The 16,303-nt window shown below is 48.0% G+C and carries 13 protein-coding genes; 6 read left to right on the top strand and 7 right to left on the bottom strand.

Features of this window, described 5'->3' with window-relative positions:
- Positions 1-108 precede the first annotated feature (108 nt).
- Positions 109-414 (bottom strand): hypothetical protein, encoded by a 306-nt coding sequence (locus tag ONB37_05960; protein ID MDZ7399695.1) that lies wholly within the window; start codon positions 412-414, stop codon positions 109-111.
- A 316-nt stretch (positions 415-730) separates the two neighbouring features.
- On the opposite strand from ONB37_05960, the gene ONB37_05965 reads away from it, so the two are divergent.
- The 4 genes from ONB37_05965 to ONB37_05980 all read left to right on the top strand — a co-directional run bounded on the left by ONB37_05965 (position 731) and on the right by ONB37_05980 (position 4,618).
- Positions 731-2,302, top strand: a complete 1,572-nt coding sequence (locus ONB37_05965) for a hypothetical protein (protein ID MDZ7399696.1) — start codon at positions 731-733, stop codon at positions 2,300-2,302.
- 4 nt (positions 2,303-2,306) lie between these two features.
- Entirely contained in the window at positions 2,307-2,705 is a 399-nt protein-coding gene (locus ONB37_05970; GenBank protein MDZ7399697.1) for a NusG domain II-containing protein, read from the top strand.
- Complete coding sequence (locus ONB37_05975) at positions 2,689-3,228, top strand: Gx transporter family protein (GenBank protein ID MDZ7399698.1); 540 nt, start codon at positions 2,689-2,691, stop codon at positions 3,226-3,228. The genes ONB37_05970 and ONB37_05975 overlap by 17 nt, the downstream gene beginning before the upstream one ends.
- Positions 3,229-3,982: 754 nt before the next feature.
- Entirely contained in the window at positions 3,983-4,618 is a 636-nt protein-coding gene (locus ONB37_05980) for a hypothetical protein (GenBank protein MDZ7399699.1), read from the top strand.
- A gap of 199 nt (positions 4,619-4,817) precedes the next feature.
- On the opposite strand, the gene rmuC is transcribed toward ONB37_05980, so the two are convergent.
- The 6 genes from rmuC to ONB37_06010 form a co-directional block, all read right to left on the bottom strand.
- The gene (gene rmuC / locus ONB37_05985) at positions 4,818-6,008 is read right to left on the bottom strand and encodes a DNA recombination protein RmuC (protein ID MDZ7399700.1); all 1,191 of its coding nucleotides are present in this window, start codon (positions 6,006-6,008) and stop codon (positions 4,818-4,820) included.
- A 460-nt stretch (positions 6,009-6,468) separates the two neighbouring features.
- Complete coding sequence (locus tag ONB37_05990) at positions 6,469-7,845, bottom strand: 8-oxoguanine deaminase (GenBank protein MDZ7399701.1); 1,377 nt, start codon at positions 7,843-7,845, stop codon at positions 6,469-6,471.
- Between the two features lie 707 nt (positions 7,846-8,552).
- The gene (locus ONB37_05995) at positions 8,553-9,455 is read right to left on the bottom strand and encodes an archaemetzincin (GenBank protein MDZ7399702.1); all 903 of its coding nucleotides are present in this window, start codon (positions 9,453-9,455) and stop codon (positions 8,553-8,555) included.
- A gap of 137 nt (positions 9,456-9,592) precedes the next feature.
- Complete coding sequence (locus ONB37_06000) at positions 9,593-10,426, bottom strand: hypothetical protein (GenBank protein ID MDZ7399703.1); 834 nt, start codon at positions 10,424-10,426, stop codon at positions 9,593-9,595.
- A 60-nt stretch (positions 10,427-10,486) separates the two neighbouring features.
- The gene (locus ONB37_06005; GenBank protein ID MDZ7399704.1) at positions 10,487-11,863 is read right to left on the bottom strand and encodes an aldo/keto reductase; all 1,377 of its coding nucleotides are present in this window, start codon (positions 11,861-11,863) and stop codon (positions 10,487-10,489) included.
- Between the two features lie 137 nt (positions 11,864-12,000).
- Positions 12,001-13,818 carry a DUF2207 domain-containing protein gene (locus ONB37_06010; protein ID MDZ7399705.1) on the bottom strand — a complete coding sequence of 606 codons (1,818 nt, stop codon included), beginning with the start codon at positions 13,816-13,818 and terminating at the stop codon, positions 12,001-12,003.
- 803 nt (positions 13,819-14,621) lie between these two features.
- Here ONB37_06010 and ONB37_06015 point away from each other — a divergent pair.
- Together ONB37_06015 and ONB37_06020 are read left to right on the top strand one after the other, a co-directional pair.
- Positions 14,622-14,915, top strand: coding sequence for a hypothetical protein (locus tag ONB37_06015; protein MDZ7399706.1), 294 nt, complete (start codon positions 14,622-14,624; stop codon positions 14,913-14,915).
- 592 nt (positions 14,916-15,507) lie between these two features.
- The gene (locus ONB37_06020) at positions 15,508-16,230 is read left to right on the top strand and encodes a zinc-ribbon domain containing protein (GenBank protein MDZ7399707.1); all 723 of its coding nucleotides are present in this window, start codon (positions 15,508-15,510) and stop codon (positions 16,228-16,230) included.
- Positions 16,231-16,303: the final 73 nt, after the last annotated feature.

Below are 16,303 nucleotides of genomic sequence, written 5' to 3' on the forward strand. Positions count from 1 at the left end.
TATCCAAAAATCTCAAATTTTCCTACCAATAGGAAATATATTTTCCTATTTCTAGCCATTTTTTTAGGAGGGATCCTTGTTATTTATTTTCCTATTTACTATACATTTTTATTTTTCCTTTGCAATTATATTCTCCAATACCAAAACTACCGATTCTTTATAAAGCAATTCCCAGAGCTTAGTATTGGGATTCCATTTTCCACATGCTGCTCGAAAGAACTCACCGAAATGAAGCTCACGATATATTATCCTTAGCCTGATTATTTTATCAAGTAATAAAATAATTAGCTTCATCCAATGAGCGTAGGCTTCTTCCGTCTTCATGCTGTAATGCTTGGTATTGAGGGCATTCTTTACCTGATCCAATAATTTTAGTCTCGTGTCAATAGCAGGATTGTAGCGGTCTTGAGACATGTTCGCTCCATCAAATCGTTCATGATGAAAGGCGTTGGATCTTGGGCTGAAGTTTTCAAAAAATATCGGCGGGAGTCCCAATCAACCAGTTCAAATATAATATATTCTTGCGAACCTGTCAAGAAAAAGTTTTAATGGTTAAAATTTCAGTTATCAATTTGTTCATCTATTTTCTGCCGCTCAATTGATCCCAGTCCATTTCATGCATCTCAAGGTATTTCGCTTGATTTTTAATGATCGATTGGCTATATTAGCCTCACTCAATGCCAAGACATGCATCAATCGGGTGTCAATCGTTGAACTACGGAGATGTCTCATGCTGAATAAAATTCTGCTCAAATCATATTTGATCTTTATCCTGTGTTTCATTAGCTTATTCTATCAAGCGAGAGCGACTGAACCAGGGCAGTTGCCGTCGGTTATGCAATTCGCTGCCATCGATGTGCTGGTGGTTGTTTATACCAACACGGCTGGCGCTCAAATCTCGCCAGATGAAATTCTCAGGCTGAAAAATGGGATCGAACTGGCACGACTGTTCTACTGGCGCAATTCGGGTTGTCAGCTTCATCTCAATATTTCTTATTTGGAAATTCCCGATTTCAAGCCTAAAAAATTTTTCCCAGATGACGGATTGCTCTGGTCGAAATATGTCGAACCGGAACTCCGTCAGCATGGGATTCAGGACAATCAATACGGGGCAGTGGTAGCGATTTATGGTCCGCCTCGGGGCGGCGGCAATTACGGCGGGATGCAGATCCTCGGCAAAAGTGGCTATTCCTTTTTCCGCTATCCGTGCCGATCATCGGTGCGTTATCCCGGCGAAGACCCGAACGTGGATTACCTGGCCACCTGGCTGTTCACCCACGAACTGCAGCATTCCATCGATCTGGTTTGTTATGACAAGAGCGGAGCCGCTGAGATGTGGCACGGCGATAAGCCATTGGATTTCGCCATTCAAGCTGGTGAGGAGTTCAGTTATCAGGCTGAGATTTTGCGGCATTTCAAGGGATATCTGAAGATCAAATCCCCTTGGGGCCGATTAGAACAGGCCGCAGATGCCGATGGCGATCATTTTCCGGATAACGATCCCCGTCTGCCGCTGGACGAGGTTCGGTTCGGCAGCGATACGACTCGCGCGGATAGCGATGGCGATGGCCTCGATGATCTGGCTGAGTTCATGGTTGGTATTTATCGCGGTAGCGATCCGAACAAAGCCGATTCCGACGATGATGGGATTCCGGACAAGGTCGATCCCTTTCCGCTGCATCGCATGAGCCATGAGATCCCGCTCTTCACTCCGCAATGGGAGGACGATTGGAACACCTGGTATCTGCTGACGAAAGAGTTGGATTTCTCATCGACTAAATTTCTCATGAGTCAGCCACTGAATGCCAAAATTTATCTGAACTGGGATGAAAATTACCTTTATTTCGGCTGCGAGATGAATGCCCCGGCCAAGCTGCATTTGGATATCGATCTGCTCAATGATGGTTGGTGGCATGGCAAGGACAATTATCGGCTGGTGGTTGATCCATTTTCGCATCGGTTCGAGGAAATTCGAGTAATGGATACCTCCCCTTCGGTCCGCGGGTATCGCGATACACTGGGCAAAGGGGATCACGAGATGTGGGATGATGAACCATCCTATATCGCCCATTTCGGCCGCATCTTGTTAGAATCTTCTGTTGCGCTCAGAACCAGGATCAGCGAGGACCGCTACCAAATTCGGATCAAAATTCCCAATAACGAGCGGATCCCGTTTAAACTGGAGCCGGGCAAAAAGATCGGTTGGCGCATCTATTTCACCTCGCCCGATCCAGAGATCAGCAATTCCTGGGCAACGGTCTATGAGCAATACCGATTCTTCGACATAACTTTGAAACCGTAGCGAGATGAAAACCAATTCGAATTTAGCCATATTAAAAATGATCACCCTTGGGGATAAGATCTTGGTGGTCGTGTTGATCGCTGTGGGAATGCTGAGCTTGGTCGCATTGCAGCATCTGCGATCGCCTGGTGGTCGGGTGATCATCGAAGTGAGCGGCAGGGTTGTGGCCCAAAAGGATTTGGGGGCGACTCAGGAGATCGTGCTCACTGGGCCGATCGGAAAGACGATCGTGCATATTCACCAGGGCTCGGCGCGCGTCATCCATTCGGATTGCCCAGAGAAAATTTGTGTGAAAACGGGCCCAATTCGCCGCGCTGGCGAAATGATCATCTGCGTTCCCAATAAAGTCGTCGTGAAAATTGAAGGAATTCAGAAAAATCCGTTCGATGTCATCACTCAATAACAAAAATCTTGCGATGCGCAACGCTCGGTTGACCCGACTGGCATTGCTCACCGCTATGGGGTTGGTTCTGTTTCTTTTCGAATCGTTGATCCCGCGCCCATTGCCTTGGCTCAAGCCAGGCTTGGCCCACGTCGCCACGCTGATAGCACTTTATCTGATGGGGATCCCAGAAGCCCTGGTCGTCGTTGTTCTGCGCGTCATCATGGGTTCGCTGTTATTAGGAAGCCTCCTCAATCCAGCATTTATCCTATCTCTGGGAGGAGGAATTGCTGCCACTTTGGCGATGGGATTGGCCTCTCGCTTTGGTCCGAAAGTTTTCAGCATCTTCGGGATTAGCATTTTGGGTGCAGCGGTTCACAATTTCGCCCAATTATGGTTGGTTCAAATTTTAATCGTCAAGCAAGCCGAAATTTTTTATCTGGCGCCGATGATGATTTTATCCTCGCTGTTCACTGGATTCGTCGTGGCATTGTTGGCACATCTGCTGATTCAGCAAGCTGCGATGATTTTCCCAACCCGATAAAATCGCTGCTCGATTTCCATGAACATTTTCCTTCTTTTGCTGCAACTTAGCCGTCCGCGAAATACAAACTTGGTGATAGTGAACCGATGTCATGCCTGAGAATGCGGGCATCTTGAATTTTTTGATTAACGGGGCAAAAAGGATTCCTGTAACCCATGAATGACAAAATCGATACATAATCTCTTGCCAGAATTTAACCGCCCAATCCATCAGAAAATGTTAAAACCACCAAAACGGTTTTTGATTGCGATACGAGTTTGTGATTAGCGACCGAATTAATTCGGGCATTAATGACAAATTAGCAAATCTTGCGGACCGTTTCGGCGGTCTCTGAAAGCAAATATCCTACATGGACGCTAATAACCAATGGGAAGATTCCTCAGAATAATATTGAATTCTTAAGTTGACGCCAATAGCCAATCGGCGAGGAGGAATCTTTTCCGATAAATATTGATAATACCAAAAAAGATTTCTCATTAAGCTCGAAATGACACATTTATTCTATGAGCAAAATTTCTATAATTTTTCAAATCTGCAGAGCTCTGCCCCCCTTGTTCGATTCGAGCATCTTTTCTTTGAATCAATAATTCAATTCATGTTCATTTACAGCCGCGTTTTCCAGCGCCTCCAAACGTTCCTTTTGCAGAAGGAATGTCGATCATAAAAATTTTGCTTGAAAATTTGTAAAGAAATGCTTATAATTGCCGTTCTCAAATTGGCCTACCAATGATAAACCAACAAGGGAAGAATGCCCATGCCAACTGAATCAGCCCAAGCAGCATTGAACCATCTTCGGGATGGGAGCACTTTTCAATGGTATGTCATCCCACTCTTGGCCTTTGTGGTCTATGTGTATGCATCAGAGATCGAGAAGAAGAACTGGAGCATGGTGTTTGCTGGACTTGCCTATTGGGGACTAGACTGGTTCAATGAGATCTGGAACGCCTTGGTATTTCATTTTACGCAGTACGCACCAGTGTGGGGAACGCCAGGAAGATCGGCCTATACGATCCTGATCGGCTTGAACATCGAGATCTGCCTGATGTTTGCCGTGGCCGGGATCGTTTTTGCCAAACTGCTTCCGCGGGACAGACAGATCAAAGTGTTTGGCATCCCCAATCGATTGTTTATCGCCATTTCTGGTTCAGTCTTCATGGTGCTCGTAGAGGTGTTGCTGAATTCCATCGGCGTGCTCACCTGGGAATATTCTTGGTGGAATGCCGGCGCGCCTTGGCTCATCTTTTTGATCGGATATTTCTACTTTTTCGTCGTCTCATTCTGGATTTACGATATGAAAGGGCTGAATAAAAAAGCCATCGTGGTGGGAATTATTTACGCCATCAATATTGTGAGCCTTGTTGTATTTGGCGCTCTATTGAGATGGATTTAGGCAGATCTCTATATACCATTTAAAAGTGAGTCTTCCATTACGCGCATCATGCTACAACTTTGGAGTCTCAGGACTGGCGCAATGGTTGGACCGCGAGTGCCGGTTTAGCCAGGGAACTAAGTCGGCAACCTATTTGCCTGGCAAAAAGAGAGATCCTGACAGTTCAATTCCTTCTCAAGTCTTTTATGGTAAAGCGTTCTTATACGCCAATTGCCCCCTGATCGTCCGCTGGTGGCAAACCCCGTTGTGCTCTCAAGGCATCGATTTGGTTGAGCGGCTTTTCCAACTGTCGGCGGCGCGTAGCAACCAATTGCTCATATTCTTTCTGGGCTTCCGAAATTTTCTTGCCAAGGATCTCCAATCGCGAGATAAACTCGTTCCATTGTTTTTTGAAGGCGCCGAATAAAGATAGAATTTCATTGGAGGTCCGCTCCAGCGCAAAATTATCGACCGCTTGCCGGATCACCGCGAGGATCGCATACAACGTCAGCGGCGAACAGAAAACCACCCGATGCTTGAGCCCCTCGTCCAGAATCGAGCTATCTTGTTCATGAATGAAGGCATAGATCTGCTCGTTGGGGATGAATAGGAGCACATAATCCACAGTATTTTGACTTGGATCGATATAATCGCGGCTGGTGAGTTCCGAGATTTTCGCCCGGACATCTCGCAAGAAATCATTCCGATATCGAGCCTTTTCGAGCTCGTTCTCCGCCGAGAGAAACTTCATGTAATTGTCCATGGGAAATTTGACGTCCATGTTGAGCCTGAGGTTTTTGGGCAAGAGAAAAGTGAAATCTGGACGGGAACGAGAACCCTCGATAGATTTCTGTTTGAGATAATTCACATTTTCAATAAAGCCAGCCAATCGGAGCACGTCCTCAGCCATGCGTTCGCCCCATTGACCTCGTGCTCGAGAACTGGCCAATGCCTGACGCAATTGGTTGGTCGTTTGGATCAGCGCCGCAGTTTGCTCGCTGGTGTTTTTCAACTGGACGCTCAATTGACCGAATTTCTCGATGCGATCCTGCTCCAATTCCTTGATCAATTTCGCCACATTATCCAGCTCGGTCGTCATGCGGCTCAATTGCAGATCGATGAGCGCTCTCTTCTTATCGAGCTCTTTGATGCTCACTTCCCGCTCAGATTCCAACCTGGCTCTGGCCAGTTTCAGGAATTCTTCGGTGGAGCGGGACAGTGCCTCCAGCGATAGGTTTCCGAAATTGGCTTTCAAATTCTCAATGATCAGCTCGATATTTGCGCGTCGTTGCATCTCGCTTTCGCGGAACAATTCTGCCGCCAATTCTTGAGCCGTGCGCCCCTGAATTATTCTTAAAACTAATGCAGCCACCAGCGCCAGAAAAAATCCAGCGACAAAAGAAATTATCATCCAGGCCCAATTCATAAATGCATCTCGTCTCTGTTAAGTAGCCGACCCTTCTTTTGGATCGAATTCGATTTCAGGAAAAAGAAGGGCTTGCTTGCCATTTTTGCCCACTGTTGAGCACGCCCATCAACTTCAAACGAATAGATCGCGAAACGAAGTTATTGTGATCCACCGAGATTTTTGCTATACGACACACTTTATGGCGCAATCAGTTGACGGACAGGGATGCTTTCAACCATCCCAAATACCAAGCAAGAAACCCTTCGTTCTCCTTCCCTGGACCAATAGGTTTATGCGCTCAAAAAACCCTTCATTCTTAAGCTGATGCGCATTTGCGACTGCCGGACGAATCCTTCCAAAATGATTTACAAATTTTGACCTTTGAGAAATTTTAGAGATCAAATTTCAAACTTGATAATGAATGAACTTATCGACAGGAGAAAGGCACTGAGATTAATGCTCGCTATTTGCTTTCCTGGGCTGCACGTTGCAATAGCCCAAAAGCCAATCGATTGCCATTGGCGATGATCTCCTTTTCATCGACCCCCACGAGCCTGCCATGTTCGACCACAATTTTGCCATTGACGATGGTGAAATCGGCTTCATGATTGATGCCAGAGAAGATCAGAGCTGCCAACGGATCGGCCAAGGAGCCAGTGTATTCCAGTTTATTCAATTCAAAAACGGCGATATCAGCGGCTTTGCCCGCCTCCAATGAGCCGATATCGGATCGCCCCAATAATCTGGCAGAGCCTAAGGTGGCCATTTCCAGCACCTGCTCGGCAGTCATTGCATTAGGACCGGCATGGACGCGGTGCAGCAACAGCGCTTGGCGCATCTCCCCTACCATATCTGAGCTATCGTTGGAGGCAGAGCCATCTACCGCCAACCCTACTGGAATGCCCAATTTCAGCATCTCAGGAATCCGAGCGATCCCAGAACCCAATCGCATGTTAGATGCCGGGCAATGGGCAACGCCAGTTCCGGTTTCAGCCAATAATTTGAGCTCGGCATCGGTGAAATGGATCCCATGGGCATACCACACATCTGGACCCAGCCAATCCAGCTCTTCCATTAATTGAAGTGGTCGTTTGCCATAGACCTGCTGGCAATAGGCATCCTCATCGCGGGTCTCAGCCAGATGGGTATGCAATCGCACACCGTGTTGGCGTGCCAAGGCAGCCGTCTCTCGCATCAGGTGAGGAGTGACGTTGAACGGCGCGCAGGGCCCAAGATGAATCTGCCGCATCGCTAATGGCCGCGGGTCATGATATTTTTGTACCACTTCTTCGCTATGCCTCAAAATCTCGTCTTCGTCCTGCACCACGCTTTCGGGCGGCAAGCCCCCGTCCTTTCGACTCCGCGACATAGAACCACGCGTGGGACAAAAACGGATGCCAACTCTTTCAGCCGCCTCGAACTGAATCGCGGGAATGTCCATTTGTAAATGCCTCGGGTAGAGGTAATGATGATCCGTGGTAGTGGTACACCCAGTCTTTAGCAATTCACCACATCCCATCAGCGTTGAATAATAAATACAATCCTCATCGAGATATTTCCAGATCTCATAAAGCGTCACCAGCCAATCGAACAGCGGCTTGTTCTGCACCTGCGGCAGATTACGCGTGAGGGTTTGACACAAATGATGATGCGAATTCACCAGACCCGGAATCACCAACTTGGTGGAACAATCGATTACCTCAGCCTCCTTCGCCGAGATACCTTTCGCGATCTGCTCAATCCGATTTTCCACAATGAGCAGGTCATAGCCCGAAAAGCGCTGACGCTCGGCGTTCATGGTCACCAGATGAAAACAATTTTTCAACAAAATTTTTGACATAGCAATCACCGCTGCCCTTCTGCTTCCTTTTGATTAAAAACTCTAAATCGGATCGAACCGATGTCATTCCTGGGAAATTCGGAACAGTTTATAGACTGATCAGCAGATGCATGCTCGATGGTATCTTTTTGCATGATATTGGAAAGCTTTATCAATTGGATTCTTTTGATATTTTTGCAGAGAAACTGACCCATCATTCGTCTGATATTTTGATCCCCAAACACCTCGTTCGTCCTCTTTCATTTTTGCAGCAAATAGCTATATGGGAGGCGAAACTTCAGGCTGAAAGGAGGAACTGAACTTTTTCTTTGGTACTCGTTGCTCTGTTTAGTCAGTTTCTATTGTCAATTTCTCAAAACAGGCAAAATTGTCATGCCTGCGCAGGCAGGCATCTCTTTATTTTTTTCACACAAAACTTGGTGGACGATGAGATTCCTGCATTCGCAGGAATGACACTGTTCCTTTCAATTCCGAATTTTGTGATAGAAACAGCCTCGCATCTGTCTCAAGATCCTCAAAACAGGCCAAACTGTCATGCCTGCGCAGGCAGGCATCTCTTTATTTTTTTCACACAAAACTTGGTGGACGATGAGATTCCTGCATTCGCAGGAATGACACTGGTTCTTTCAATTCCGAGAAAGATCCCCGCCCATCAGCTACTGGATAGAAATGGCTTCAACCCATTTCTTCGGATTACCGAAATAGAGCTATTGATCTCTCAACCGCTGAATGGAATCGTGGAAAAATTTAGCGTAATTGTTCAGATGATGTTGCTGACAGAACACCACTAATTTCTCATATCGGGCCAGTGGATCGACCTGTAAATTCCAGCACAATTTTTTAAGGCATTCAGGACATAAATAGAGCGGCCGACGATCCGACTCCTCCCGATGGTTGCTGCCGTTCATGACGCATTCATAAGCGATGCAGTGCATCATGCCCAAGATATGCCCGATTTCATGGACTGCTGTTTTGATGGTCCGCTCCAGACAAATGGTAAATTCTTGCTCCGAAGCATCTGGATCGCCGTTGCGATAGATCGACCAAACGCCCACGCGATCGCTCAGAGACGCCTGTCCAAACACGAAATTCCATCCCATTCCAGGCCAGAGATCCACAGCAGTGAGACCCAGCAGCGCCAGCGCGTTTTTGGGCCGGTGAGGGACCAGCACCTCATCCAAAATATAAGTGGTCAGCAACTGCTCCATACCCCATTCTGGATGACGACGCCGGGCGCGTGTTGGGATTTTCTCCAATGGTAATGGCGGCAAAAGTTGGACAGGAAGATTAAAGTAGCTGCCAATATATTCCACGGCCAAATTGACCACGTTTTGTTGACCGGGTGTTAGATTTCCAATAGGCTGGACATATATCGTGTTCAGTTTTGCCGAAGGCCTGAGCGGATGACTGGCGATATATTGCTCGAATGTTTGTTCCGGCTCTTTATGAACCGCCAGCCAATCGCCTGGTTCTGGTGGACGTTTGGGTCGATGCAGTGGTCTCAATTTCTCGATTTTTTCATCCAAACTATTCATTGCGCTCTGACCCCGCAATTGCTCAGCCATGGGATGCCACACCATGATCCCAATCAACATGAGGATGAAAATCATGCATCGCATCTTTTTAGGACCTTGGAAATCCAAATCATTTTTATGTGATCGAAATAATCCAAGTGGAAGTGCCAAACCTTCGCAAAGGTTAATCCTGGGGACCGACTATTATTTATTTCATTAGAGGTGGATCGTAATTATGGTTTTTCCACCGCTGAAAGGCGAGCAAGCAGCTCCGCTTGGTCCTCACAATCGGTCACTCCGACAATTTTCTGCCCAACTTGAATGACCCCGATCAAACCCACATATGGGACACTACGGAACAGCACAAAACGATTGTTATGCTGAATTCGTCGCCATTTTTGACTCAATTCCTGCCAGATCTCAGTTTGATTGATGTTCTCATCGGGCAGGAGAACAAAATGTCGAAATTGCTTGCTATCGGCTTGATAGAAAGCGTAAAGGCAACGGTTCAGCTCGGGTAATCCGATAAATGCCTGCCGCGTGTAGCCTTCGGAATCTTGGATTCTGCCAGTCGCTGGAAGTTGACTCAGTTGCTCGGGAAATTTCGTTTCCCCAGGCAAAGCTGCGGCGAGCGCTTTCAGCAGCCCCAGCACATTCTCCGAGTTGATCTCGCCCTCGAACGCATTGATCTTCACATAATAATTCGCTTTGAACATCAGCGCCTGATAGGGCGGTGCGATATACGCCTCAGTTCCGATGGCCATCGTGGCCACATTTCTCGGCCGCTCATTTCTATAAATCCCGTAGGCGTTCAACAGCTCACCCATATCGTAGATGTCCACTGTCACCTGTAAACTATCGCTCGCCAAATCACGCGATAACAATTCCACAAAACCGTAAGCGATGAACTGATCGGCTGCACCATCGATGTACTCATAGAGATTTTCCGGGGTGTAGCTCATCACGTCGCTGATCGGTTGCCAGCCTGAGATGTCCGGAAAATCGAACGCTTGGAGCGAGCTAACGGCAAGCAAAAACATCCATGGCAATACGACCACTATTCGCATATTCTTTCCTCGATCAATTTGAATTCCATCAGATCAACTCAAACCCTAAATCAGAATTTTTTATGCGAAACTTAATAAAGCATGCGCCTGGATCAAATTGGCGGCTACTGAAACGCCATAAGGACATGCTTTGATACAAGGTGCTTCGCATCCCAAACAATGCTCTGCGGTGTTGCCCGCGAGGCTGGCATATTTGAGCATCGCCTCCTTCTCGCGGCCCTGGCATGCATAGTAATACGCATAGCGCATGATCGAGCTCACTGGCAAATGATGCGGACAGACATCCGCACAGCGCATGCAGCCATGGCGACAATATTGGCTATAATAAGCCATCTGAAAATCCTTGAGAAACTGCTTTCCCGCATCGGACAATTTGGTGCCAGAGAGCGGGACCACTTTATCAATCAATTCATAATCAGCGAATGACACGCATACCGTGTGCATCAGGGGATTTTGCAGCACCCACTGAATGCTGAATAATCGCAATTGTTCTTCGGTAGCGAGGCCATATTTTTCGATGAACGGCCGCGTCTTCTCATAGCTCTCCTGTTGCGATTTGAATTGCTCCTGCATCCGCTGGATCGCCTGTTCCCGCGTCATGCCTCTGCTCATCATTCGCTTCAGATTTTCCTCCTGTGGCTCGGTGAGATGATCTGGATCAAACGGATCGACCTTCAATACCCCAGGCGCGGTCTTCATGGCAGTGGTACCGATTTTCCTCTCCGAACATGCCTTTAAAATCCTATCTCCAGATTCTCGGTTCATAAAATTGTAGATGAACAGCATCACATCGAAGCGACCATCTTCAGCCGCGGCAAGACAGACCTGTTCCATGCTATCCCCTTCGCTTCCCCATCGCGGCCCGTGACACGATAGCCCAGTGAATCGAACCCGACCATCAGCCTTCAATTGCTGAATTGCAGCATGATAGCCGGGATGGTTTAGTTCCGCGACCCGATTTACACCGTGCATATATAATGCATCGACATAATCGGTTTTCAGCCGTTCCAAACACTGGCGCAATCGCCCGATGATCGATTCTGCGCTCTCATTGGGATTCAAATGCAATTTCGTGGTGATGAAGATTTTTTTGCGATCCATGAACTGTTGCGCATCGCCAATCGCTCGCTCCGAAGCCCCACGCGTGTATGTCTCACCGGTATCGAAATAATTAATACCCTTCTCGTACGCATAGCGAACCACATTGGCCTCGGTCGATCTCGTGCCCCCCATGGCAATATCGGAGACTTTGAACCCAGTTCTCCCCAATATACGATATTGGACGATCTTCTTGGACTCTTCTTGTTGGCCAGAAACCCATGGGCTCGACGGATGCAATCCCAAGCCCGTACCAGCAACGATCGCCCCGCCAAATTTGAAGAAATGTCTTCGCGAAATCTTTTGATGAAAATTTTGTCTCGATCGAGTTTTCGCCATAGCCCACTCCTGCATTTTAGAATTTTCATTTCATCTTTGAACGCATCCATAGACTCAAATAATCTCAGCGTCCTCATCGCGTGTTAGTTACTATACCAGACAGATAGCTTACGAATTGGTTCGGAACTTGAGGTGGATTAACCAGCTCCGCCCGAGGCGCCTCCAGCTCCAGCTCCCCCACCAGCAGCAGCACCGCCACCGACGCCCGCGGCACTGCTCATGGTAGCGCTCATGGCCGAAATCATCGTGCTTACTGCTGTGGCAAAACTCCCAGGAGAACCATGACTCGCTGCTGCCGCATACCAGGCGAAATAGCCGCCGCTTTGCCCAGAAGGAACCGCCGAGAGCATCTCTTGCAATGCCTTCTTCCCTATTCCCAGGGCAATGCCATATACCACATATTGCTCCAGAGAACCCAGCATCTGCGCCAAGTCCATCTTGAAATGATAGCGCGATAAATAACTCTTCAACTCATCCAATTTTGTCCTGAGCTGTTTCACCTCTGGGGTGTAGCGAAGCACCGCAAACGAAAGCGGTATTAGCAAAATCCCAGTGATTGTCGCGATAGCACCAGGGACGCCGAACAGAGCCGCAATGACAATTCCGGCTGCAAGAATGCCCAGCGCGATCAGCGCCGCCAAAACTGTGGCCTTGACGCTGGCGCGGTCGTACAGCGGCCAATCACCCCATGCCTGTTTGATCACCCCTTTCCAGGGGGCGAACCAGCGCATGACCTTGCCCCGAGCATCCCGAATCGCAGCGAAATCGATCTGATGGGCCCCGCCAGCCAGCTCCTCGAACAGGAATTCCACCATGTCTCGTTCATGCGCTGCAAGCTCGTCCCGATGCTGATCGAAAAATTCCTGGTTCAAATGCACCCGATAATTGATCCGCTGAGCCTTGCCAAATAGCGATTGCTTTGGCTGGACGAACTCCTCCAAGCTCAAGAAACCGCGACGCGCCAGGTCCAATAAGGTGGCAACCATGGCGCCAGAGTTGATCTGGCCGCTGTAGTAAACGTAGCTGGCAACCGCTGGTGGAAGATCTCTGGGAATTTCGGATGAATACCTGCCTGAACGCCGAACCGCATACGGCCTTCCAGAGCGATGATAGATCGCCACCAGCGCCAACACGCCCGCCAGCGCCAGGATGATACTGAGCTCCATCGCCTGGCCTTGATATTTGGCTCGAAATGCCGCTCGCTGCTGCTGTTTCGCTCGCAAGGCATTCGCTTGCTCGGCCAGCAATCGTTCTTCTGCCATGATCCGCTCGCGCGCTCGTGCTTCGGTGCGCTTCTCCGCTGCTGGCACCCACTCGCGCGGAAATATGCATCGAACCTCCCAATAGGTCCCCGCTGGCAGTGGCATTGCCCAAAGACGTATCTCCCCATTTTCAAAGACCAATTGCCCATGCAGCGGCCCATGGGCCCATGCACGGACTTGACTGGTATCCGCTGGCTCTGGTAATTTCGCGGTCACTTCCACTGCACCGATGCTTTGCTCATTTCGTTCCGAAACAAATTTATAGTAGAACTCCGCCACATCATCATATACCGTCACTGCATCCGTCACCCGATAGCTAAGCCGAAACGTCCGTTTTTCATCTTTAGCCCGATAAAACCATTTTACATAGAATCGCTCGTTATCCTGCGAGATCTGGTAGCTCCCTGGTGATTGATCCGCGGCTGGAAGATAGCGTTCCTGGTTTTCGCTCAGCTCGAAATCCGTGACTCGTCCCAATTTTTTCAGCGGCAACGAATAATCCGCCCACCGAAAGCTCCCCCAGAACCGATAGCTGCGGTCTTCAACGATCCGGAGGCTGCCATCAGCTAACACCTCAGCCTGAATGCGGATCTGATCGATCGAATACCGTTTCCCTTTAGCTGAAATCTCAGCTACTCCTATTGCGACTGTTCCAATCAGGAACAGTGCGATAAATCTGAAAAAGGCTTTCATGGTAAATTGCCTCCTTTGTCTGAAAATGGTCAAATGAAATCGGTTATTCATAACCACCCGCCAATTGTCGTTCCTGCGCATGCAGGCAACCTTCCCCCACTGTCATTCCTGCGCATGCAAGAACCCTTCCCCCACTGTCGTTCCTGCGTATGCAGGAACCCTTCCCCCACTGTCATTCCTGCGCATGCAGGAACCCCTGCATTGAGCCCCATTACTCATAGGATGCCTGCTTTCGCAGGCATGACCTTTTTAGTAAGTAAGCGACCAGTCAGTTTTTTCATTTTCACGGACTTCTTGGTGTTTCTTGGCGGAATATTTGTCCCTAAAAATTGAATTGCTTGTTTTGGCTTGCAACACAAGATAGTCAAAATAACTATCGAATGCAAGCAAAAATTTGAAGTTGGTAAGGCTGCCCCATTGAGCAAGCTTTGCACACATATTGTGCATTTTGCACCATTAGCGTCTTCCCTGAGCGAAATTCGTATATCGAAATCGTCATTGCGAAGCAAAAATTGTAACTTCCCAATCGTTCAGAAAGCAAGGACATGGATTTTGGCTCGTCGATCGCTCTAAATCACTCCAATAGAAATAGCCCCTTAGTAACCTTATCAGATATGTTCCAATGGGAGAGCACTCCCTGGCATAAGCTTTGCACAGAGAAAAAGCAGGCAGTCGGAATTGAAACCTCCATCGCGATTCGTAACTGCCAGCCGAGTTTTTGATAGAAAAATGGACAAGTGAATGTGAACAGTCTGATTGACTTTGACCCAAACGATAGTTCCCCCAAACTCTGAATGTGAATTATGGACAGCGAGGTTGCGACCATGATCGATTATGGAATTTTGAAAAGGTTAGTGCTCGAAGTTTTTTCAGAGGACCCTTATACGCCGGTGAAAAAAGCGATCAAGCAAGTGGAAAAATTAGCTGCAAAGCATCGGTTTATTCCCTCTCCTGCTGGCAGCAGCTATAAAGATTCCTACCATCAACATCATCGCAAATCACGGCTATCGCCCGCCGATCGCCAAAATGTGATGCAAATTATTTGGAGCTTGATCCGAGAAAATTTGTTGCTCATTGGAGCAGATCGTCTGAATTAGGACCCTTGCGTTATGCTTTCTCTTTCCTTGTTGTTCTTCTAAACAACTCCTTGTCGGTCGACCAACGCCCGGGATTTCTCTCGGGCGTTGTGTTTTTCAGAAGCCATCATCACCAGTTATTATTATGAAAGGATCATTTCAAATCCCTTCGCAAGGCAGTCCTTTTACTTATGATCGCATCCCCCATCCGAATCAACCGAGGAAAGCCCCAGGGCAGCGCATCAGGGGCGATGTTAATAGATTTCAAATCTATCGTCCCCAGTTTTAAAGGCGAGGACGTCTATAGCTTTCAAAATTGTCATTGCACCGCTTTAAAACCGTGCAAGGGATTGTTATGGTTTCTCAATTTGCTATCTCACTTATTTGATTAGTTTTTTTCCCATAGAAATTCCTATTCCATAACCAAAAAGCTTAAATCGCTCCCAATCAGGAAAAAAGTTCAACACCAATCGCAGCAGTCTCTAACAAAAAACCAGTTGCTTTTTGTCGCAGTTCGTGCTATATTGCCAGAGGGCCATAGGCAAACTTGATCCATCAAAATAAACAAAAAAGAATTTAATCATGACAACAGATCGGCTGGCGGATGTGTCTGATGCGACAGAGAACAAGCAGGGTGGGAGGAAAAGCCAGTCGCCAGCCATCAATTTCAGGAGCTGCCATGGACAAAATTCGTCGCCTGAGACAAGCAGCCACCGAATTTGCCCAACGCGTCAAGGATATCGAACCCGTCGCTGAGGTGGCGCTATTCGGCTCAATAGCCAAAGGCGATCCCTTTCCCAGGGACCTTGATCTGGCCGTCATCCTCACCAAATTGGATCAGATCCCTGCGCTGGCCCGTGCCGCGCGCAAAATGAGTTCCCACTTTCATAATTGGGACGTACTCGTGTTCGACTCTCACCTCAACTATGTGGGGCGACTTTGCCATCGCCGCGAATGCCCCTCTGGATTGGTCAAGTGCATTGGCTGCGGGGACATCCCCTTCATCCAGCACATCCGCGGCTTCAAATTCATTCCAGAAAATTTCTATTCCTCCCCGTTCGAAACCCTGTTCAATCGCCATCCATTCAGCCAGTTCGTCCAGCAGCGGGAGCAATTCGGTATCGAAGAAGATCGCAGTTTCGAGCAATTTGAGGATGTCGTCTTGGAGTGCATGGAATGCGGGACTTTGTTCACCTTTAGCGCTGGAGAACAAAAATTTTTCAAGCAGCATGGTCTGGAGCAACCCAAACGCTGTGAACCGTGCCGCGAGCGGAAAAAGATGCTCGAGATCGGCCTATATGACTACGATGAAACGGCCCGATTTGAAACTCCTTAAGTTGACTTATAGCCCAGGTTGGTAACCTGGCTTTGTAGCCCAGGTTGGTAACCTGTCCCACAACTGCTAAAAT

The sequence above is a fragment of the candidate division KSB1 bacterium genome (assembly GCA_034506395.1).
Classification (GTDB): Bacteria; Zhuqueibacterota; Zhuqueibacteria; order Thermofontimicrobiales; family Thermofontimicrobiaceae; genus Thermofontimicrobium.